The sequence below is a fragment of the Bradyrhizobium sp. ISRA464 genome (assembly GCF_029910095.1).
GTDB lineage: Bacteria > Pseudomonadota > Alphaproteobacteria > Rhizobiales > Xanthobacteraceae > Bradyrhizobium.
This window is the reverse complement of the sequence record NZ_CP094526.1, coordinates 1,951,027-1,972,653: the sequence shown is the minus strand read 5'-3', so window position 1 is coordinate 1,972,653 and position 21,627 is coordinate 1,951,027. Positions and strand designations below refer to the sequence as shown.

The window sequence follows — 21,627 nt, the reverse complement described above, 5'->3', positions numbered from 1 at the left end:
AGCCGGGAGCTAGCTTCGCTTGGTCAACAGCAGCTGTCCGCGCTTCTGGATGGCGACCTGCGCGGCCTCGGCGAAGCGCTGCAGCAGCCACGGCAACGTCACCTCCAGCCGCACATGCGCATCCTCGACGTCGAGGTATCCGGCAGCAACCTGACCGAGCGCGCGCACCCGGAAAGTCATCCGGTTGTCGTCCCAACGCTCTTCCTCGACGCTCAACACCGGCACGCTCGCCGCCGCACGCGACAGGCCCGTCTTCAGGCGACGCATGGCCTCGTCACGACCGAGATTGTGCGGAATTGAAACGATAAGCGGCGCCGACATCGCAAAGCTCTCCTCCACCGTTTTCGTTGATGTAATTCCGTTCCTCGCAAATGGAAGGTTCAAGCATCATATCACGCCCCTTCGCGAGTCCGATTGTTTGCTCAAGGAGCAACGCACAGGCAAATGAGCCCGCGATCTAAGGAGGAATCCGGATCTCACTTGTAGCGGTCGGGCGCATTGTTCCATCGGCACCAACGACTGTCATCACCCGCGAAAGCGGGCGATGACAGTATTCCAGAGACGTCAGTGCAGGACCGAACCCCCGCGGCGTACTGGATGCCCCGCCTCCGCGGGGCATGACGGCTGACGGTGCCGTGCCTCCCCAGCGTGGTCTACCGCACCGCCAGCTTCTTGATCGCCGCCTTGATCGACGCCGCCGCATCGTCGTAGCCGTCCCAGGCCTTGGTCTTGGCGAGCAGCGCCGGCACGGTTCGTATCGTATATTTCTTCGGATCGAGATCGCCACGCACCTGCGTCCAGGTCAGCGGCATCGAGACGGTGGCGCCCTCGCGTGCACGCGGCGACAGCACCGCGACCGCCGTCGACAGGCGATCGTTGCGCAGATAATCGAGGAAGATCTTTCCCGTGCGCTTGGCCTTTGACATGTTGAGCAAATAGCGCTCGGAATCATCCTGCGCCATCCACTGGCAGATGCCTTGCGCAAAGGTCTTGGCCTCCTTCCACGTCACCTTGTCTTTCGCACCGTGAAGCAGCGGCGTCACGACGTGCAGGCCCTTGCCGCCGGTGGTCTTGCAGAAGCTTTCGAGGCCGACCGCGGAGAGGCGCTTCCGCATCTCCTTGGCGGCGTCGATCAACTCGCTGAATTCAACATCGGGAGCCGGATCGAGATCGAACACCAGCCGGCCCGGCGTGTCGTATGCATCGGGCGCGCAATTCCAGGGATGCAGCTCGAGCCCACCAAGCTGCGCGACCGCAGCCAGTCCCTCGACCTGATCGATCTGCAGATAGGGTTTGCGGTCGCCGGAAACCTTGGCGAGCTTCAGGAGCTTCGAGGTGCCGGCCATCGCATGCCGCTGAAAGAATGTCTCGCCCTTGATACCATCCGGCCCCCGCACGATCGAGCAAGGCCGGCCCTTGAGATAGCCGATCATCCATTCGCCGACGGCCTCGAAATACCTGGCGAGATCGAGTTTCGTCACCGCCTCATCGTCGCCGGCGTTGGGCCACAGCGCCTTGTCCGGATGGGAGATGACGACGCCCATCACCTCGGCGGATGACTTCCCCGCACCCTTGGCCATCGGCTTCACCACTTTCGTCACGGCGGGCCGCTCGGCCTCCACCTCACGCGCCGGTTTGTCCTGACGCAGACCCTTGAACGCGGCCTGCCGGATATTGCCGCCCTCAGTCCAGCCGGCAAACTCGATCTCGGCAACCAGCTCCGGCTTCAGCCAATGCACGTCGCGGGTCTTGTTCGGCGCATCCTCGCCGCCGAACGGGCTCTTGTCGGACGCTGCCGCTTTAAGCGCCGGCATGATGCGACGAACGGTGTCCTGTCCAAAGCCAGTGCCGACAATGCCGACAAAGGCCAGATGATCGCCGCGATAGACGCCCGCCATCAACGAGCGGAATTTGCCGTTGGTGGTCTTCCAGCCGCCGATCACCACCTCGTGGCCGGCACGAACCTTCGCCTTTGTCCAGTCGTCGGACCGGCCGGACCGATAGGACGCCGCAAGCTTCTTGGAGACGATCCCCTCCAGCCCGAGCTTTCGCGCCGAGTCCAGCACGGTTTCGCCATCCTCCTCGAAGTGCTCGACATAGCGGATCAGCTTTTCCTTGCCCTTGCGCGCCTCGAGCAACTGCTTCAGCCGCGCCTTGCGCTCGCTCAACGGCAACCGGCGAAGATCCTCCTTGCCGGCAAACAGCAGGTCGAATGCATAGAAGATCAGCTTGTCCGTCTTGCCGTCCGACAGCGCTGCCTGCAGCGTCGAGAAGTGCGGCGTACCGTCCCGGTCGAGCGCGACGATCTCGCCGTCGATCAGGGCGTCGGGCAGCTTGCCGGCCTCCTTCGCGATCGCGCCGAACTTCTCGGTCCAGTCCAGCCCCTTGCGGGTCTTCAGCACGGCCTCGCCATCCTCGACGCGGAGCTGCACCCGGTAGCCGTCGAACTTGATTTCATGGCACCAGCCCGCACCGCCGGGCGGAGTTTCGACCGCCGCACAGAGTTGCGGCGCGACGAAATCCGGCATCGCCGACACCTGCTTCGGCTGCGCCTCAAGCCGGGCCTTCGGCGGCGCCTTGGTTCGAGCCCGCGCCTCGGCGACCTCGCCGCGATTGGAGTGCCAGACCGCGTCGGCCTTGGCCTTGCCGTTGCCCTTGGCCAGCATGAACGGCTTTGGCGCCCGCCCCTTGCCGGCTGCGATCTGCGCCATCGACCGGCCGGAGGCGACCGAGTGGTCGTCCTCGAGGATGCCAGCCCCGTCGCCATCCACGGCGTATTCGTCCCGATGCTTGATCAACAGCCAGTTGGTGCGCTTGCCGCCGTAGCGATCGCTCTTCATCCGCACCAGCACCCAGCTGCCATGCAGCCTCTCGCCGTCGAGCGTGAATTTCAGGTCACCCTTCTTGAAGCCGCGCTCGGGATCGTCAGACTCCCAATAGCCGCGGTCCCAGAGCTGCACCGTGCCGCCGCCGTACTGGCCTTCCGGGATGGTGCCTTCGAAATCACCGTAATCGAGCGGATGATCCTCCACCTCCACCGCCAACCGCTTGTCGTGCGGATCGAGCGAGGGGCCGCGCGTCACCGCCCAGGATTTGAAGACCCCGTCGAACTCGAGCCGGAAATCATAGTGCAGACGGGTCGCATCGTGCTTCTGGATGACAAAACGCCGCCGCTTCGCCGGCGCGACCCGGACATCGCCCGACGGCTCACTGGTCTTCTCGAAGTCGCGCTTCTTGCGATAGGTGGACAGATTTCTCGGCGACACGTGCGGGCCTCTGCGCAAGCGACGACCACCGCCCTTCGCGGCCATCAGGAACCAAAACCAACGGTATCCGTTCAAGTTCCAAACTCAAGCTGTTTGGAGACGATCATGGCCGCTCCCCGCGCCTACTGGAAAGGCACGCTCAAGCTCTCGCTGGTGTCATGTCCCGTGGCGCTCTATCCGGCCTCGACCGCAGTCGAGAAGACCCGCTTCCACATGATCAACAAGGAGACCGGCAACCGGCTGAGGCAGCAGATGGTCGACGCCGAGACCGGCGATGTCGTCGATGGCGACCAGAAAGGCCGCGGCTACGAGATCAGCAAGGGCAAATATGTCGAGATCGACACGGACGAGCTCGAGGCCGTGCAGATCGAGAGCAACCACACCATCGACATCGACAGCTTCGTGCCCGAGGGCGAGATCGACAAGCGCTATCTCGATCACCCCTATTACATCCGGCCCGACGGCAAGGCCGGCGCCGATGCATTCGCGGTGATCCGCGACGCCATGAAGGACCAGGATCGCGTCGCGCTGGCCCGCATCGTCCTGACCAACCGCGAGCACATGATTGCGATCGAGCCGCTCGACAAGGGCCTGCTCGGCACCACGCTGCGTTACCCCTACGAGGTCCGCGACGCGGACGATTATTTCGACGACATCAAGAGCCCGAAGGTGACAAAGGACATGATCGAGCTTGCCGGCCACATCCTCGACAGCAAGGCCGCGCACTTCGATCCATCGAAATTCAAGGACGAGTATGAGACCGCGCTGAAGGCGCTGGTCCGCCGCAAGGCCTCCGGCAAGTCGATCAAGACCGCCGAGCGCGAGGAAAAGTCGAGCAACGTCGTAAACCTGATGGATGCGTTGAAGCAGAGCCTCAAGGGCCGGGGCGGCGCACGGCGCTCGACGGCGCGTCGGCCGACCTCGCATCGCCGCGCCGCCAAGAAGTCCCATCGGTCGAGCGCGCGGTCACGCAAGGCGGGGTGAGCTTTCACCTATCGTCATTGCGAGGAGCGAAGCGACAACTTGTCCGCGAAGCATCGGCGAAGGCGGAAGCAATTCATCTTTCCGCGTATGCGGAGAGGTGGATTGCTTCCGCCTTCGCTCGCAATGACGGGTGGGTGGATTTTGCGCGCCCTACCGCTTCTTGGCGGACTTGCGCTTCTTCGTCGTCTTCCGCTTCTTCGAGCTCTTGCGCTTCTTCGTCGTCTTCCGCTTCTTGGCCAACCTCTTCTTCGGTACCTTCCTGCCCTTGGCCCGCGCCTCCGACAGGCCGATGGCGATCGCCTGCTTGCGGCTCTTCACCTTCTTCTTGGAGCGACCGCTGCGCAGCGTTCCGGCCCTGCGCTTCTTCATCGCGCGTCGAACGTCGCTCGATGTCTTCCTCGAATACTTTCTTGCCATAGTTCTTCTCCCGGTGAGAGAAAACAATCCTCGCCGGCTACGAAAGTTCCGAAGCTGTATGTTGTCGCGAGAGGCGGTAGCGTACTGATCGGCTCCGCATGAGGCAGGGTACTAATCCGCCGCGCGCAGCCGATAGCCGATGCCGGTCTCGGTCAACACGAATTGCGGACGCTCGGGATCAGCCTCGATCTTCTGGCGCAGCTGGCACACATAGACGCGCAGCAGACCGATCGACACGACGCCGACAAGCGAGTAATCGAAGATCATCGCGCGCGCTCCCCTAGAGCCGTTCGCGGCCAACCTCAATCACTGGGATGAAATGACCGCCTACGTCGCGCTGTGCGCGCTCGGCACCGGCATCGTCCAGCACCTCTGAAATCACCTGCGCACTCCTATGCCCCTCCTGTGAAGTCGGCCCTCATTCGCGCTCGATCTCATATCCGGCCCTCGCGACATTGAACGCGTGACCTGAACTTGAGGTCACTTGGACAAGGAATGACGTGAAACTCGTCAAACCTCCCTCGTGAGCGCAGCTCCCACCGTCGTCTTCATCGGCCGCGCACCGGCAGACAACCAACCTGCCCGCAAGCCGCGTCGCCGATCCAGCGATGACTCGCCACCGCATGCGACCGAATGGCTCACTGGTTACGCTCCCGATCTCCCGACGCCCTTCAACGACCAGGGCGGGATCGACGAGATCGCCCAGGCGACGGCTGGCTTCGCCGATGAATATCTGGCCGGAGCGCAGTGAAGGCTGCGGCGTGAGCCATCGCAACGCACAATGACCTGAGCGTACGTCGCCTGCGATCCCGTACCCATATTGAGGTTGCGGAACGGACCCCCATATGCTCGGCAAGGGAGTGCTTGCCGTGCAGACCGTAAGGGCGGCCCTCGTTGCGGCGACTGTGCTTGTCGCTCTGGTTCTCTCGATCCGCCCCGGTGCGGCGGAGGATAGCAGCCGCCTTGCCCTGACCATTTCGATCGATGGCGCGATCGGGCCGGCGACCGCCAGCTACGTGAAGGACGCCTTGGCCAAGGCGGCCGAACGGCGCGCCGAGGTCATCATTCTGCGAATGAATACGCCCGGCGGTCTCAGCAGCAGCATGCGCGAGATCATCACCGACGTGCTCGCCTCGCCCGTTCCTGTCATCGGCTACGTCGCCCCCTCCGGAGCTCATGCGGCAAGCGCCGGGACCTATATTCTCTACGCAACGCATATCGCAGCCATGGCGCCCGGCACCAATATCGGCGCCGCGACGCCGGTCCAGCTCGGCAGTCCGATACCGGGCCTGCCGAGCGGCACCCCGGAGAAGGGCGACAAGGACAAGAAGGGCAGCGACCACCCGTCCGAGACGGACACCATGACGATGAAGGTGACGAACGATGCCGTCGCCTTCATCCGCAGCCTGGCCGAATTGCGCGGCCGCAATGCCGATTGGGCCGAGAAGGCGGTCCGTGAGGCCGCCACCCTCTCCGCCAAGGGCGCCTTGCAAGCCAAGGTCATCGATCTCATCGCGCAAGACCAGGCCGACCTGCTGAAGCAGGTCGATGGTCGGGCGGTGGAGGTCGCTGGCGGCAAGGTGCAACATTTGGCGACGAAGGACGCCGTGATCGAAGCCATCGATCCCGGCTGGCTTGCGAAGTCGCTGGCGATCATTACCGACCCCAACGTCGCATTCGTTCTCCTGATGGTCGGCATTTACGGCCTGATCTTCGAATTCATGTCCCCCGGCGCCGTGGCGCCGGGGGTTGTCGGGACGATCTGCCTGCTGCTCGGCCTCTACGCCCTCAACATGTTGCCGATCAATTATGCCGGCTTCGCCCTGATGCTGGTCGGGATCGCGCTCCTGGCCTTCGAGGCCTTCAACCCGACCGTCGTGATCGGCATCGGAGGCGTGATCGCTTTTGTGTTGGGCGCGGCCATGCTGTTCAGGATCGAGGCGCCCGGATACCGGTTGTCATGGTCGGTCATCGGCATTGTCGCGGCGATGTTGGTCGGCCTGATTGTGGTCGTGCTCGGCGCACTCCGCCGGGCGCGCAAGGGTCCTGTCCGGCTCGGCGCGCAAGCCATGCGCGGACTGCCGGCCGAGGTGCTCGACTGGTCGGAGACGACGGGTCACGTCTTCACCAACGGTGAACGCTGGCAGGCGCGCGGCACAGAGACGTTCAAGTCCGGAGAGATGGTCGAAGTGGCCAACATCGTTGGCTTGACGCTGGTGGTTCGGCGCGCGCCGGCCGCCACCGGCGAAGGAGGTACAACATGATGCTCGATTATCTCACCTACGCTGCAATCGCGCTGCTAATCATCATATTTCTCTCGCAGGCGGTTCGCATCCTGCGCGAATACGAGCGCGGCGTCATCTTCACGCTCGGCCGCTTCACGGGTGTGAAGGGCCCGGGGCTCATCATCCTGATTCCGGTCGTGCAGCAACTCGTGAAGGTCGATCTCAGGGTGATGGTGCAAGTCGTGCCGCCGCAGGACGTGATTTCGCGCGACAACGTCTCTGTCAAGGTCAACGCCGTGCTCTACTTCCGCATCGTCGACGCGGAGCGCGCCATCATCAAGGTCGGCGACTACATGGCGGCGACCAGCCAGCTCGCGCAGACCACGCTGCGCTCGGTGCTCGGCAAGCACGATCTCGACGAGATGCTCGCGGAGCGCGACAAGCTGAACGCCGACATCCAGGAGATCCTCGACAAGCAGACCGACGTCTGGGGGATCAAGGTCACCTCGATCGAGATCAAGGATGTCGACATCAACGAAACGATGGTGCGGGCGATTGCCAAACAGGCCGAGGCGGAACGGTTGCGGCGCGCCAAGGTGATCAACGCGATGGGCGAGCAGCAGGCCGCCGAGAAGCTCGTCGAGGCCGGCCGGATGCTCGCCCAGGAGCCGCAGGCGATGCAGCTGCGCTATTTCGCGGCGCTGCACGACATCGCGGGCGAGCGCTCATCGACCGTGGTGTTCCCGCTGCCGATGAACCTGCTCGATCACCTCACACGACGAAGCGAGGCAACCTGACCCTGCTGATGCTTGGCGCGCCAGGCCGATCCCGGACCCACAGCGATGCCGAATATGCCCGGCATAAAGGGCGAGCCGCGCCCGGGGCCTGATAGGCATGCTGCAGATCGGGACATCGTGAGGGGTCCCCTCAGTTGACCCGCACTGGAGCCGGTTTACGGTCGGCAACAACATCGGTAACCTTGTGTCCCAATGCGACATGGAGAGCTGCCCATGCGGCCCAAGGATCCTATCAACTGGATGCTGTCGGATGCGATCGAGACGCTCGCCCGCGCCGAGCGCCTGCACCAGCGATTCCTGACCATCCACCCGCTCACGGAAAATCGCGAGCCGAGCTGGGAACCGCCGACCGACGTGATCGAAACGGACGATGAAATCCTGATCCTGGTCGCGCTGCCGGGGGTCGACCCCGACGACGTCGAGGCGGCGCTCGATGGCGGAACGCTTGTGATCAGCGGACGCCGCACCTTGCCCCCGGAACTGCGCAATGCGCGCATCCTGCGCCTCGAGCTGCCGCAAGGCCGGTTCGAGCGCCGCATTCAGCTACCGACCGGCCGCTACACCATCAGCCGCTTCGCCGCGCATGGTTGTGTCGGGCTGCGGCTTGGAAAATCGAGCTAAGGAGTTCGGCATGGCTGCTTCCGACGCATCAAGCTCGACGCCGGTCTCGTCGTCCGAACGTACGACGCCGATTCCGGGCGATGCCCTCATCATCGTCCCGGCACGCAACACCGTGCTGTTTCCGAACGTCATTGTCCCGATTACGATCGGGCGGGCGAAATCGATTGCTGCGGCCCAGCAGGCCGTCCGCGAACAGCGCCAGATCGGCATCCTGCTGCAGCGCGACGCTGAGGTGGACGATCCCGGCCCCGACGATCTGTACCGCATCGGCACCGTCGCCAATATCGTGCGCTATATCACCGGCCCCGATGAGACCCACCATCTGGTCTGCCAGGGTGTGCAGCGCATGCGTGTGCTCGACTACCTGCCGGGAACGCCGTTCCTGGCCGCGCGCGTGCTCCAGATTCCGGAGCCCACCACGACGTCCCCGGAGATCGAGGCGCGCTTCCTCAATCTGCAGCGGCAGGCGCTCGAGGCCGCGCAGCTCTTGCCGCAGGTGCCGCCGGAATTGATCGCTGCGCTACAGGGCACGAGCTCGCCGGCGACGCTGGCCGATCTTGCGACCTCCTACATGGACATCAAGCCGCAGGAGAGGCAGGACATCCTCGAGACGATCGACCTCGCGGCTCGGATGGACAAGGTGTCACGTCATCTCGCCGAGCGCATCGAGGTGCTGCGGCTCAGCCAGGAGATCGGGCAGAAGACCAAGGCCGCCTTCGACGAGCGGCAACGCGAGGCGATCCTGCGCGAACAGATGGCGACCATTCAGCGGCAGCTCGGCGAAGGCGACGGCAAGGCGGCCGAGGTCGCCGAGCTGACCAAGGCGATCGCCGCGGCCAAGATGCCGCCGGAGGCCGAAGGTCAGGCGCAGAAGGAGCTGCGCCGCTATGAACGGATGCCGGAGGCCGCGGCCGAATCCGGCATGGTCCGCAGCTACCTCGACTGGCTGATCGATTTGCCCTGGAGCCTTCCGGACGAGAAGCCGATCGACATTGCCGAAGCGCGGCGTATCCTCGACGCTGATCACTACGGCCTCGAGAAGATCAAGAGCCGCATCATCGAGTATCTGGCGGTGCGCAAGCTGGCACCCAGCGGCAAGGCCCCGATCCTCTGCTTCGTCGGGCCGCCCGGCGTCGGCAAGACCTCGCTCGGACAGTCGATCGCGCGCGCGATGGCGCGGCCGTTCGTCCGCGTCAGCCTCGGCGGCGTGCATGACGAGGCGGAGATCCGCGGCCACCGTCGCACCTATATCGGCGCGCTGCCGGGCAACATCATCCAGGCGATCAAGAAGGCCGGCGCGCGCAATTGCGTGATGATGCTCGACGAGATCGACAAGATGGGCCGCGGCATCCAGGGCGACCCCTCGGCGGCGATGCTCGAAGTGCTCGACCCCGAGCAGAACTCGACGTTCCGCGACAATTATCTCGGCGTGCCGTTCGATCTCTCGCGCGTCGTCTTCATCGCGACCGCTAACATGCTCGACGGCGTCCCGGGGCCGCTGCTCGACCGCATGGAGCTCATCAGCCTTGCGGGATATACCGAGGAGGAGAAGCTCGAGATCGCGAAGCGCTATCTGGTCCGCCGCCAGCTCGAGGCCAACGGCCTGAAGGCCGAGCAGGCCGAGATCGAGGCCGACGCGCTCAGGCTGATCATCCGCAGCTACACGCGCGAGGCCGGCGTGCGCAATCTGGAGCGCGAGATCGGCAAGGTGCTGCGCAACGTCGCGGTGCAGATCGCCGAAGGCAGCACAAGCCACGTCACCATCGCCCCGAAGGACATCGTGCCGCTGCTCGGCCAGCCGCGGTTCGAGAACGAGATCGCGATGCGCACCAGCATTCCGGGCGTCGCGACCGGGCTCGCCTGGACACCTGTCGGCGGCGACATCCTGTTCATCGAGGCGTCGCGCACGCCGGGCCGAGGCTCGCTGATCCTCACCGGCCAGCTCGGCGAGGTGATGCGCGAGAGCGTGCAGGCCGCGCTCACGCTGGTGAAGAGCCGGGCCTCGCAGCTCGGGATCGATGCTGGTGCCTTCGAGAAGAGCGACATCCACGTCCACGTGCCGGCGGGCGCGACGCCGAAGGACGGCCCGAGCGCGGGCGTTGCAATGTTCACCGCGCTGACCTCGCTGCTCACGGATCGCACCGTCCGCAGCGACACCGCGATGACCGGCGAGATCTCGCTGCGCGGGCTTGTGCTTCCGGTCGGCGGCATCAAGGAGAAGGTCGTCGCCGCCGCCGCGGCCGGCCTGACCCGCGTGATGCTGCCGGCGCGCAACAAGCGCGACTTCGACGACATTCCGGCGAGCGCGCGAGCCAAGCTGGAATTCATCTGGCTCGAGCGCGTCGACGACGCGATCGCCGCCGCACTGGAGACCGCCAAGACGACGCCCGCGGCCGCGGAATAATGGTCCAACACCTGGTTGTTTGAAGCACCCGCGACGGTCGCGCTTTTGCGGACATGATTTCCGTGTTCGATGGCCGGGTCAGGACAACGAGATGGAGGTTGATCATCTCTCTATCCGTTTCGCACTTGCGAAGAAATTGCCACACCTCGCTCGCGCACCAGCGGACGATTTTCCACTATGCAGGTACCGCGAAGTTGATAGTCTTCGACGATGACCGACGATGGACAGCAAGACCGCCAAAGAGCGCTGCTCGACAATATTCCAGACATGGCATGGCTGAAGGATCGCAAGTCGCGCTATCTTGCCGTCAACTCGGCGTATCTGAAGGTCATCGGCTTACCCGAACACGAGGTCATCGGAAATACCCCGTCCGCAATTTGGGCGCCTGAGATCGCCAATATCTATCTACGCACCGATCGCGCCGTCCTGAAAAGCGGCAGGCGTCGGCGCTACGAGGAATCCCGTCCCGACAGCAATGGCCAACCGCGTTGGTTCGAGACCATTAAAGCGCCCATCCGCAATGAAGCTGGGCGCATTGTCGGAACCGTTGGCATATCTCGCGACATCACCGAGCGAAGAGCGGCAGAAGACGAGCTTCTTCGTTCCAGGTCGCAGTTGCGCGAGCTCTCCTCCTACCTTCAGTCAGTTCGGGAGGAGGAGCGCGCGAGAATCTCACGGGAACTGCACGACGAGCTAGGGCAAACACTCACGGCGATGAAGATCCATTTGACCTGGATCCGGGACCATCTGTCCTCGTCGCCAGACGTCCTACGCCTCCACATCGATCGCCTGGTGTCCGTTGCAGATCATTCGGTGACGAACCTTCGACGCATCGCGGCCGACCTGAGGCCAATCATGCTGGACGAACTCGGCCTCGTCTCTGCCATCAAATGGTTGACCCAAAACTCCGCCGAGATGAGCGGACTTGATGTCTCCCTATCCTTTGATCGAGAGGACATCGCCTACAGCAAGGATGTGAGCACGGGCGTGTTCCGCATCGTCCAGGAGTCTCTTACGAACGCGCTGCGCCATGGGCACGCCAGGCAGGTTGGCATAAGCGCACGGCACGTCGCGAATGAGCTTCAGCTCGAGATCGTCGATGATGGTTGTGGCATCGACAACGTGATATTGCCGCGGGACGGACTAGGCCTCGTGGGCATGCGCGAGCGCGCCTTCTCCCTCGGAGGATCGATCGACGTTTCCGGTGCTACACACGGCGGAACGCGCGTCTCGGTTCGCATTCCGCTCGACGCGCCCGAAGAAGTTAGAACTCGACGATGACGCGCCTCATCATCACCGACGACCACACCATCTTCCGCGAGGGACTGAAGCAGATCCTCGCGGACCAAGCAGATATGGACATTGTCGGCGAGGCGCGAAGCGGCGACGAACTGCTGGGACTCCTGGAAACGACACCGTGCGAAATCGTGCTGCTGGACCTTTCCATGCCTGGACTTAGCGGGATTCCGCTTCTTCAGCTCCTCAAGGCAAGGCATCGCGAGATTCGTATCGTCGTCCTCAGCATGCATGAGGAGCATCAGTACGTCATCGAGTCGCTGAAGGCAGGCGCCGTGGGATACGTCACCAAGAATAGCGCAAGTCTTCAGCTGATCCAGGCCATTCGGACCGCAGCGCGGGACGAAATGTTTGTCAGCGCGGCGACGCGAGAAGCCACGCGGCACTCGCCTGCCGCAGCATTCCCGCATATCCGATTGACGAAGCGCGAACGCGAGGTGTTCGATATGCTCGTTCTCGGACGCAGGATCACTGACATTGCCCGCAGGCTCAATCTGAGCATCAAGACCGTGAGCACCCACAAGGCGAACCTGATGGAAAAGATGGGAGCTGCAACGGTTGTCGACCTGGTTCACTACGCGCTCCGAAATCAACTCGTCGAGTGACCCGCTCCGCATTCCGTCTCGCCAGGTCGCCGTATTCCGATCAGCGGCCGGCGGAATGATCGATCGAGGTTGCGAACCTCCAAGCATCATCATGCAGCCGCGCCTTCTCACGCGGCATTCCCGCCTTCCTGCGCGCCGGCAGGTATTTCACACAGCGGCATTCTAGGATTATTCCTAGCCGCCTCTTAGGAAGTCACTGATTATCCGGCGATACTTTATGCTTTAGGCTTCACAATCTCCACTCAAGTCTGGGCCGCCGGATTTGCGGCCGCACTCGACTTTTGACGGAGATGCTCGGAATCCTTTTCCGAAATTCATTCGTGTCGGAGAAACAAAAACCAAAGCTCCGACGAAGCCAAGGAGGAAACATTGATGGATATGGTCGTTCGCCAAGTTCGGCTTAGCGACGAACAGCCCCTCATGGACATCGGAATTCGCGGAGGACGAATTGCGGCGATTGAGGAGAACCTCGACAAGGCAGGCGAAGAGGAGATCGATGCACAGGGCCGCGTGGCCCTGCCTGGCTTCATCGAGCCGCACCTGCACCTCGAAAAGGCATTCGTTCATCGCCGACTGCCCGCTCGCTCCGGGACCTTGGAAGAAGCGATCAGGGTCACCGGAATCCTAAAGGCGAAGCAAGAGCGCCGTGACGTGCTGGAGCGATCGCGCAAGGTCCTGGACATGGCGGTTCGCAACGGAACGGTCTTCGTTCGCGCGCATCCGGACGTCGACCCGATCCAGGGACTTATCGGAGTCGAGACCGCCCTGGAACTGAAGGACGAGTACAAGGATCTGCTCGATCTGCAAATCGTCGCATTTCCGCAGGAGGGCCTGCTGAAGACCGCGGGCGTGATCGAACTCATGGAGCAGGCGGTGGCGATGGGTGCCGACGTGGTCGGCGGCTGCCCCTATAACGAACTGAGCTGGAACGATACGTGCGCACATATCGACAAGGTGTTCGATTTGGCCTTGAAGCACGATCTCGACATAGACATGCATGCCGACTTTGCCGACGACACCGATGACAAGCGCTTCGCTGCGGCCGAGTACATTGCTCGAAAGACTATCGATACGAATTATCGAGGTCGGGTCGCATTAGGCCACATGACGAGCCTCGGTGCGCTGACGCCTGAACATGCGAAGCCGGTGATTGATCTGCTGCGGGAAGCGGACATTACCGTTGTCACACTGCCCGCTACGGATACCTATCTCGGCGGCCGCAAGGACGATGCGCGGCCACGTCGTGGCCTGACCCCGGTGCGGGCGCTGCATGCAGCCGGCGTCAACGTGGCCTATTCGTCCAACAATATCCGCAATGCCTTCACACCTTTCGGCAAGGCCGATCCGCTTCAGATCGGAAATCTGCTGGCCCACCTTATCCAGTTTGGCACTCCCGAGAATCAGCTCGAGGTTATCAAGATGGGCACCTCGAACGCCGCACGTGCGGTGGGACTGTCTGATCAGTATGGTCTGGCGGTGGGCAAACCGGCGGACATCGTCATTCTCGATACGTTCGCTTTCGCGGACGTGTTGCTGGACATTCCGCCACGCTCGTGGGTTCTCAAGCGCGGGCGCGTCACGGTGATCACCCGGCACGAGAGTCGAATCTGCAGAGAATGCGGCCATGCTCATCCGTGATGAGCGGACCGTAGCGGAAGCAGAAGAACAAGCAAAAGCATCAAGCGAGGAAACCCCATGACAAAGCTGCCTGCGGAAGTTGTTGCATCACTTCTGGCCGTCACAACGATCTTCATCAGCATGACCTCTTTCCATTTCCCACCGTGGGCAATCTTCATCACATGGGCGGGAACATTCGCGGCCGGCGGGCCTTCCATCGGCTTGCTGAAGAAGTTCTGGCCCACCATGATTATCGGGGGCATTTTCGCCTACATCATTGTTGTTTGCTTCAAGTTCTCTGCGCAGCACTTGACGGGGAATGCCCAGATCCTCGCCGAGTGCGCCATCTTATTCGTATTCAACGGCACAATGATGTTGCTCGGACGCATTCCTGCGCTCAGCTTCGTCCCGGGAATGTTCTTCGGGTTCGCATCGTACTTCGCAACCGTGTTTGGGGGATTTGGACCGGTACCAGGCGATCCGCTCGCCGCACTGGCGGCCTCACTCTTGATGAACCTGCTGGGACCGATCTATGCTTGGCTCACGGCGCACCTTGGAGCTCACCACCAACATACCGAGACCGCAGATCGGCGCCTACCTGAGATCGCCTCCTAGAGTCTGATCCGAACCCGTCGGGCCGCGTTGGCGCAAAGTGAAAACTGGTCTTCGCTCCCGACAAGCACGAAGCGTTTGTGCGGAGATCCTGCTCAGACAAAGGGATGAAGTCATGATGCGATTCCATGAAATCGCATCATGATCCCGAGAGCGTCGGTCTCCTTTTTTGCAAATGAACCGAAAGGACACGATGAATCTCCATGTCGATGAAAGGTCGGGCGGCAATGTCGCCGGCCGATCTGATCGTGCAGCCGAGGCAGGACTTGGGTCACTGACACAAGCCCACTCGACCGAAGGCATGGTGACAAGCCCGCACACGCTGGCCACCGAAGCGGGTCTAAAGGTGCTGCGTGACGGCGGAAACGCTATGGAGGCGGCGATCGCCGTCGGAGCCGTGATCACGGTCACCTGTCCGCATTTCTGCGGGATTGGCGGCGATGCCATCTGGATCATCGCCGACCGCAGCGGTCGCAAGAATGTCCTTATGGGGCTCGGCCAGGCCGTGGAGCATCTGCCGAACTTCCAGGATGCGATTCCTTTCCGCGGTCCGGGCTCTACGATCGTCTCGGCAGGTGCCGTCGATAGCTGGGAAAAGGCCCACGCTTATTCGAGGGCACATTGGGGTGGGCAGCTCGGCTTCTCGTCTCTGCTGGATGCAGCGATCGGCTACGCCGAAAACGGCTTTCCGATCACCGCCTCACAGCTGTACTGGCTGGATTACCGAAAGACGGAGGTGGACTGTTGGCCGAACTTCCGTACGACGTTTATGCCGAATGGGCGTCGGCCCAGGGAGGGCGAAATGTTCGCTCAGCCGAATCTGGCGCGCAGTCTTAAGGCGATTGCTCGACACGGGGCGCGAGAATTTTACGAAGGAGAACTTGCCGCAAGGATTGCGAAAGGACTGGAGGCGGCAGGCTCCCCGGTGACTGCGATCGATCTTCGCAACACTAGGTCCACGCTTGAGCAGCCGGTCAGCCTCGACTACCGGGGCCTCACATTGCTCGCCCCGCCGCCGCCAACGCAGGGCATTTCGACCCTCGGGATCATGGGGATCTTGCGCGAATTCGACCTGAGCAACATTCCTGAAGGCAGTACGGATTACTACCACCTATGTGTGGAAGCCGTGAAGCAGTCCTTCCTGGACCGCACTCGCATTGCGGATCCGAATTTTGTTGCACAACCTCTTGACCAGTGGCTGGCTCCCGGTCACCTCGCGCGCAAGGCCCAATCGATCAAACTGGACCGCGCGATGAATTGGCCGCATCCGTTCAGGACCGGCGACACGGTCTACTTTGCGGTCACCGACCGATTCGGGCACAGCGTCAGTGTTCTGCAAAGCACTTATTACGACTGGGGCAGCGGGATCGTTGTCGGAGATACCGGCATCCTCTGGCAGAACCGGGGCGCCGCCTTCAGCCTCGATCCACACAGCCCGAACGTTGTTCGCACCGGGAAGCGCCCATTCTATACACTCAATCCAAGCATGGTGCTGAAGGGGGACGCGCCACACGTTCTTTGCGGCACGCAAGGAGCCGACGGGCAGCCGCAAACGTTGGCGGTGCTGCTCACCCGTCTTTTGGATTATCGCCTCGATCCATGCGAAGCGCTGTCGCGCCCACGTTTCTTGCTTGGCAAGACATTCTCGGACCAACGCGACAGCCTCAAGCTCGAGGCTAGCGTGAACGACGCGACGGTCGATGATTTGGCCAGACGTGGCCACAGCATTGCGGCAATTCCCGCGCTGAGCCCGCTGGCCGGCCAAGCTGGAGCCATCGTGATACATGACGACGGCGTGATCAAAGGCGCACACGATCCGCGTGGCGACGGTTGCGCCATGGGCCCTTAGGCGGATAGCCACGCCTCGCGACGGTGGCTACTCCGCCGCCGAGCGGAATTCGGCCTTTTCGGCGCGCACCGCGCAGAACTTGAATTCCGGAATCTTGCCGAACGGATCGAGCGCCGGATTGGTCAGCAGGTTGGCCGCCGCCTCGGCGTAGCAGAACGGCATGAACACCATGTTCTCGGGCACGTCGCGGTCGGAACGCACCTTGACCTCGACCGCGCCGCGGCGGGTCTGCAGGCGGATGAAATCGCCCGGCCAGAGCTCCAGGCGACGCATGTCCTTCGGCGCCATGAACGCGACCGCCTCCGGCTCGATCTGGTCGAGCACGGCGGCGCGGCGCGTCATCGAGCCGGTGTGCCAGTGCTCGAGCACGCGGCCGGTCGACAGCACCATCGGGTACTCGTCGTCGGGCAGCTCATCCGGCGGGATGACATGCGCCGGCACGATCTTGCCGCGCCCGCTCTCGGTCGGGAAGCCCGTGGTGAAGATGATCTCGTTGCCGGGCTGATGCGGATCGTCGACCGGATAAGTCACCGCGCCCTCGCGCACCAAGCGCTCCCAGGTGATGTTCTTGAGCGACGGCATCACCTCGGTCATTTCGGCGAACACATCGGCGGGGCCGCCGTAGTTCCACGGCAGGCCCATGCGCCTGGCGATCTCCTGGATGATCCAGAGATCCTGGCGCGCGTCGCCCGGCGGCCGGATCACCTCACGCGCGAGCTGCACGCGGCGGTCGGTGTTGGTGAAGGTGCCGGACTTCTCGGCGAACGCCGAGGCCGGCAGGATCACGTCGGCATGGAACGCGGTCTCGGTGACGAAGAGATCCTGCACCACCAGATGATCGAGCTTGGCCAATGCCTCGCGGGCATGCTGCAGATCGGGATCCGACATCGCGGGGTTTTCGCCCTCGACATACATGCCGTGGATCTCGCCGGCATGGATCGCGTTCATGATCTCGACCACGGTCAGGCCGCGCACCGGATCGAGCTGCTGCTGCCAGAGCTGTTCGAACGGCGCGCGCAGATCGGTGCGATCGACCGGCTGGTAATCCGGCAAAAACATCGGGATCAGGCCGGCGTCGGAGGCACCTTGCACGTTGTTCTGGCCGCGGAGCGGATGCAGCCCGGTGCCGGGACGGCCGACCTGGCCGGTGATCAGAGCGAGCGCGATCAAGCAGCGCGCATTGTCGGTGCCGTGGACATGCTGGCTGATGCCCATGCCCCAGAAGATAATCGACGACTTCGCTTTCGCGTAGGTCCGCGCCACCTCGCGCAGGGTCTCCGCCGGGATACCGCAAATCGGCGCCATCTTCTCCGGCGGGAAATCCTTGATCTTCTCCTTCAGCTCATCAAAGCCCTCGGTGTAGCCGGCGATGTACTGATCGTCCGTCAGGCCTTCGGTGATGATCGTATGGATCATCGCGTTCAGCATTGCGACGTCGCTGCCCGGCTTGAACTGCAAATGCTGCGTCGCGTGGCGCGACAGCGTCTGCCGGCGCGGATCCATCACGTAGAGCTTGGCGCCGTTCTTGGCCGCGTTCTTGATGAAGGTCGCCGCGACCGGATGGTTCACGGTCGGATTGGCGCCGATCACCCAGATCACTTCGGCGTCCATCGCCGCGGCGAACGGCGCCGACACCGCGCCGGAGTTGAGGCCTTCCGTCAGCGCCGCCACCGACGAGGCGTGGCAAAGCCGCGTGCAGTGATCGACATTGTTGGAGCCGAAGCCGGTGCGCACCAGCTTCTGGAACAGATAGGCCTCCTCGTTGGAGCCCTTGGCCGAGCCGAAGCCGGCGAGCGCCTTGACGCCCTTCTCGTCGCGGATCGTCTTCAAGCCCCGCGCCGCGATGTCCAGCGCCTCCTCCCACGAAGCTTCCCGGAAGTGGGTATAGGGATTGGCCGGATCGACCTGGTCGTTGGGGTCCTTCTTGACGTTGGGCAGCCGCACCAGCGGCTTGGTCAGGCGATTGGGGTGATGGATGTAATCGAAGCCGAAACGGCCCTTGACGCAGAGCCGATTGTGATTGGCCGGACCGTCGCGGCCTTCGGCGTAAATCACCTTCTCGTCCTTGACCTGGTAGGTGACCTGGCAGCCGACGCCGCAATACGGGCACAGCGAATCCACCTTGCGGTCGGGATAGGTGACGCGCTCCTGCCCGTCGTCGAGCATCACCGCCGGCATCAGCGCGCCCGTCGGGCAGGCCTGCACGCATTCGCCGCAGGCGACACAGGTCGACTCGCCCATCGGGTCGTCGAAGTCGAATACGACTTTTGAGCCGTGACTACGATAAGCCATGCCGATGACGTCGTTGACCTGCACCTCGCGGCAGGCGCGCACGCATAAGCCGCACTGGATGCAGGCGTCCAGATTGACGCGCATCGCCGGGTGGCTGGCATCGGTCGTCCAGCGTTCCGCGGCCGGAAACCGGCTTTCAGTGACGCCGGTCTTCTCCGCCCAGTGCCAGAACTTGGAGTCCGGATCGTGCGAGGTCTCGCGCGCCGGCTGGTCGGCGACCAGGAGCTCCATCACCATCTTCTGCGCGGCAACGGCGCGATCGCTTGCGGTCTTGACCTTCATGCCGACGCTCGGCGTGCGCTTGCAGGACGCCGCCAGCACGCGCTCGCCCTCGATCTCGACCATGCAGGCGCGGCAATTGCCGTCGGGCCGATAGTCCGGCGCCGGCGAGTAGCAGAGATGCGGAATCTCGTTGCCTTGGCGTTTTGCGACTTGCCAGATGGTTTCGCCGGGATTGGCCTCGACCTGCTTGCCGTCGAGCTCGAACGTGATCCTGGTCATTCGGCAGCTTCCTTGAACTCGTCGGGGAAGTATTTAATCACCGATGTCAGCGGATTGGAGGCAGCCTGCCCGAGGCCGCAGATCGATGCATCGCGCATCGCCTGGCTCAGCTCGTCGAGCAGCGCCCGGTCCCAGACCGGCCGTTCCATCAGCTGCGCCGCCTTCTGGGTGCCGACGCGGCACGGCGTGCACTGGCCGCAGCTCTCGTCCTCGAAGAAGCGCATCAGGTTCAATGCCGCCGCCTTCACGCTGTCCTGCTGCGACAGGATGATGATCGCGGCGGAGCCGATGAAGCAGCCATATTTCTCCAGCGTACCGAAATCGAGCGGAATGTCGTCCATCGCCGCCGGCAGGATGCCGCCCGACGCGCCGCCCGGCAGATAGGCGTGGAACGTATGGCCGTCAGCCATGCCGCCGCAATATTCGTCGATCAATTCGCGCACCGTGATGCCGGCCGGTGCCAGCTTCATGCCGGGGTTCTTCACCCGCCCCGAGACCGAGAAGCTGCGCAGGCCGAGCCGCTCGTGGCGGCCATGGCTTTTCCACCAGTCGGCGCCCTTCTCGACGATATCGCGCACCCACCACAGCGTCTCGACATTGTTGATCAGCGTCGGCAGGCCGAACAGGCCGACCTGGAACGGATAAGGCGGCTTGTGCCGCGGCAGCCCGCGCTTGCCCTCGATGCTCTCGAGCAGCGAGGATTCCTCGCCGCAGATATAGGCGCCGGCGCCGCGGCGCATGTGCAGCTTCGGGCCGCCGGCGGGCAGCTTCGCGATCTCGCGTTCGAGGATTTCGCGGCAGGCCGGATATTCGTCACGGATGTAGATGTAGACCTCAGACGCCTCCACCACATGCGCGCCGATCAGCGTGCCCTCGAGAAAGCGATGCGGATCGCTTTCGAGATAGACGCGGTCCTTGAAGGTGCCGGGCTCCCCCTCGTCACCGTTGACGGCCATCAGCCGCGGGCCGGGCTCGCCAAGCACCGCGCGCCATTTCCGGCCCGTCGGGAAGCCAGCGCCGCCGAGCCCACGCAGGCTGGCGTCGTCGAGCGCCTTCAGCAGGCCTTCTTTCGCGAGCTCGCCCGAACGCAATCGGTTGAGCAGCCTGTAGCCGCCATCGGCGACATAAGTGTCGTAGTCGATATAGGAGGGCAGATGCGCATGCGTGTCTTGGGCTTTCGCCGTCGCCAGCACATTGTCGACGGTGGCGTGATCGATGAAATTGTGCCCGACCTCGGCGGCGGGCGCGGTGTCGCAGCGGCCGACGCAGGGCGCGCGCACGACGCGGATGCCCGGGCCGGCTGCGCTCTGCAAATCCTGCAGGAGCTGCTCCGAGCCGAGCATCGCGCAGGTGAGAGAGTCGCAGACGCGGATGGTCAGCGGGGCGATATCGGGCTCTCCTTCCTTCACCACGTCGAAATGCGCGTAGAAGGTCGCGGTCTCGAACACCTCGGCAAACGACAGCTTCATCTCGTCGGCAAGGGCGGCGAGATGCGCCGCCGAGATTTGGTGGTAGCGGTCCTGGATCAGGTGCAGGAACTCGATCAGCATGTCGCGCTGCCGCGGCCGGTTGCCGAGCAGTTGCTCGACCTCGTGGGCCGCGGCCGGGTCGACCTGGCGACCCTTCGGGGTGGGTTTCGCGCGCTTCCGCCCCGCGCCGGGGTGCTCGAAGCTGCGAACCTGGTGCACGTCATGCGTCGTCATAGGCGTCTCGTTACCGCTGTCAGATCAATAGCCTAGCCCATTGGCATGCCAGATGCCAATTAAATTCGAAGCGTTCCAAACAGCATTAGGGGGCATGCAGCCGCCGCTGTCACGCCCCCTGATCCCAACGCATTTGCGAAGTGCCGGTTCTCACGTCTTCTCCATGCAATCCGCGATGTAGAACCAGCGGTCGTCGCCGGTCAGCCCCTTGGCCTTCACCTCCTTGCGACAGGCTTTCAGCTTCGGTTTGTCGGCTCTCCAGTGCGCCTTCATGCTCTTCAGCTTCTTCATCGTCAGCTTGATGTTCGACGATTTGGCCGTGGTCGAGGCCGGCGCAGGCGCGGCCGGCGAAGCGGTCTGGGCCGACGCCATATGCAGCGTGCCTGATACGAGCAGCATAGCGGCGAGACAGGTTCCGATGCGAAACATTGGGAATTC

Annotated in this window: 17 protein-coding genes and 1 pseudogene; 11 read left to right on the top strand and 7 right to left on the bottom strand. The window is 63.2% G+C overall.

From position 1 onward, the window contains the following. Positions 1 to 9: 9 nt before the first annotated feature. Both MTX19_RS09290 and ligD read right to left on the bottom strand, forming a co-directional pair. Positions 10 to 321 carry a polyhydroxyalkanoic acid system family protein gene (locus tag MTX19_RS09290; protein ID WP_280983348.1) on the bottom strand — a complete coding sequence of 104 codons (312 nt, stop codon included), beginning with the start codon at positions 319 to 321 and terminating at the stop codon, positions 10 to 12. A 332-nt stretch (positions 322 to 653) separates the two neighbouring features. Next, positions 654 to 3,311: a DNA ligase D gene (gene ligD / locus MTX19_RS09285; protein ID WP_280984741.1), complete on the bottom strand. Its 2,658-nt coding sequence runs from the start codon at positions 3,309 to 3,311 to the stop codon at positions 654 to 656. Positions 3,312 to 3,371: 60 nt separating this feature from the next. On the opposite strand from ligD, the gene MTX19_RS09280 reads away from it, so the two are divergent. Continuing rightward, on the top strand, positions 3,372 to 4,250 hold the full coding sequence (locus MTX19_RS09280; protein WP_280985936.1) for a Ku protein: 879 nt from the start codon (positions 3,372 to 3,374) through the stop codon (positions 4,248 to 4,250). A gap of 150 nt (positions 4,251 to 4,400) precedes the next feature. Here MTX19_RS09280 and MTX19_RS09275 read toward each other — a convergent pair whose 3' ends face one another. Both MTX19_RS09275 and MTX19_RS09270 read right to left on the bottom strand, forming a co-directional pair. Further along, a complete protein-coding gene (locus MTX19_RS09275; protein WP_280983347.1) occupies positions 4,401 to 4,667 on the bottom strand; it encodes a DUF6496 domain-containing protein in 267 nt (88 codons plus the stop codon). A 111-nt stretch (positions 4,668 to 4,778) separates the two neighbouring features. Beyond that, positions 4,779 to 4,889 (bottom strand): annotated as a pseudogene (locus MTX19_RS09270) (winged helix-turn-helix domain-containing protein); the annotation flags it as partial. A gap of 301 nt (positions 4,890 to 5,190) precedes the next feature. Between MTX19_RS09270 and MTX19_RS09265 the strand changes: the two are divergent. The 10 genes from MTX19_RS09265 to MTX19_RS09220 all read left to right on the top strand — a co-directional run bounded on the left by MTX19_RS09265 (position 5,191) and on the right by MTX19_RS09220 (position 16,693). Then, the gene (locus MTX19_RS09265) at positions 5,191 to 5,418 is read left to right on the top strand and encodes a hypothetical protein (RefSeq protein ID WP_280983346.1); all 228 of its coding nucleotides are present in this window, start codon (positions 5,191 to 5,193) and stop codon (positions 5,416 to 5,418) included. A gap of 118 nt (positions 5,419 to 5,536) precedes the next feature. After that, entirely contained in the window at positions 5,537 to 6,931 is a 1,395-nt protein-coding gene (locus MTX19_RS09260; RefSeq protein WP_280986126.1) for a nodulation protein NfeD, read from the top strand. Beyond that, positions 6,928 to 7,689 carry a slipin family protein gene (locus tag MTX19_RS09255; RefSeq protein WP_280976166.1) on the top strand — a complete coding sequence of 254 codons (762 nt, stop codon included), beginning with the start codon at positions 6,928 to 6,930 and terminating at the stop codon, positions 7,687 to 7,689. The genes MTX19_RS09260 and MTX19_RS09255 overlap by 4 nt, the downstream gene beginning before the upstream one ends. A gap of 213 nt (positions 7,690 to 7,902) precedes the next feature. Beyond that, positions 7,903 to 8,310 carry an Hsp20/alpha crystallin family protein gene (locus MTX19_RS09250; RefSeq protein ID WP_280976165.1) on the top strand — a complete coding sequence of 136 codons (408 nt, stop codon included), beginning with the start codon at positions 7,903 to 7,905 and terminating at the stop codon, positions 8,308 to 8,310. 10 nt (positions 8,311 to 8,320) lie between these two features. Then, on the top strand, positions 8,321 to 10,714 hold the full coding sequence (gene lon, locus MTX19_RS09245) for an endopeptidase La (protein WP_280985935.1): 2,394 nt from the start codon (positions 8,321 to 8,323) through the stop codon (positions 10,712 to 10,714). A 210-nt stretch (positions 10,715 to 10,924) separates the two neighbouring features. Next, the gene (locus MTX19_RS09240) at positions 10,925 to 11,995 is read left to right on the top strand and encodes a PAS domain-containing protein (protein ID WP_280983345.1); all 1,071 of its coding nucleotides are present in this window, start codon (positions 10,925 to 10,927) and stop codon (positions 11,993 to 11,995) included. Then, the gene (locus MTX19_RS09235; protein ID WP_280983344.1) at positions 11,992 to 12,615 is read left to right on the top strand and encodes a response regulator transcription factor; all 624 of its coding nucleotides are present in this window, start codon (positions 11,992 to 11,994) and stop codon (positions 12,613 to 12,615) included. The genes MTX19_RS09240 and MTX19_RS09235 overlap by 4 nt, the downstream gene beginning before the upstream one ends. A 372-nt stretch (positions 12,616 to 12,987) precedes the next feature. Further along, the gene (locus MTX19_RS09230; RefSeq protein WP_280983343.1) at positions 12,988 to 14,253 is read left to right on the top strand and encodes an amidohydrolase family protein; all 1,266 of its coding nucleotides are present in this window, start codon (positions 12,988 to 12,990) and stop codon (positions 14,251 to 14,253) included. Between the two features lie 57 nt (positions 14,254 to 14,310). Continuing rightward, the gene (locus MTX19_RS09225; RefSeq protein ID WP_280983342.1) at positions 14,311 to 14,847 is read left to right on the top strand and encodes a DUF1097 domain-containing protein; all 537 of its coding nucleotides are present in this window, start codon (positions 14,311 to 14,313) and stop codon (positions 14,845 to 14,847) included. A gap of 298 nt (positions 14,848 to 15,145) precedes the next feature. Further along, positions 15,146 to 16,693, top strand: coding sequence for a gamma-glutamyltransferase family protein (locus MTX19_RS09220; protein WP_280986125.1), 1,548 nt, complete (start codon positions 15,146 to 15,148; stop codon positions 16,691 to 16,693). Between the two features lie 27 nt (positions 16,694 to 16,720). Here the strand turns inward: MTX19_RS09220 and fdhF are convergent, their stop codons facing one another. The 3 genes from fdhF to MTX19_RS09205 all read right to left on the bottom strand — a co-directional run bounded on the left by fdhF (position 16,721) and on the right by MTX19_RS09205 (position 21,618). Next, positions 16,721 to 19,486: a formate dehydrogenase subunit alpha gene (gene fdhF / locus MTX19_RS09215; protein ID WP_280983341.1), complete on the bottom strand. Its 2,766-nt coding sequence runs from the start codon at positions 19,484 to 19,486 to the stop codon at positions 16,721 to 16,723. Next, complete coding sequence (locus MTX19_RS09210) at positions 19,483 to 21,189, bottom strand: NADH-ubiquinone oxidoreductase-F iron-sulfur binding region domain-containing protein (RefSeq protein WP_280983340.1); 1,707 nt, start codon at positions 21,187 to 21,189, stop codon at positions 19,483 to 19,485. The genes fdhF and MTX19_RS09210 overlap by 4 nt, the downstream gene beginning before the upstream one ends. A gap of 150 nt (positions 21,190 to 21,339) precedes the next feature. After that, positions 21,340 to 21,618 carry a hypothetical protein gene (locus MTX19_RS09205; RefSeq protein ID WP_280983339.1) on the bottom strand — a complete coding sequence of 93 codons (279 nt, stop codon included), beginning with the start codon at positions 21,616 to 21,618 and terminating at the stop codon, positions 21,340 to 21,342. Positions 21,619 to 21,627 lie beyond the last annotated feature (9 nt).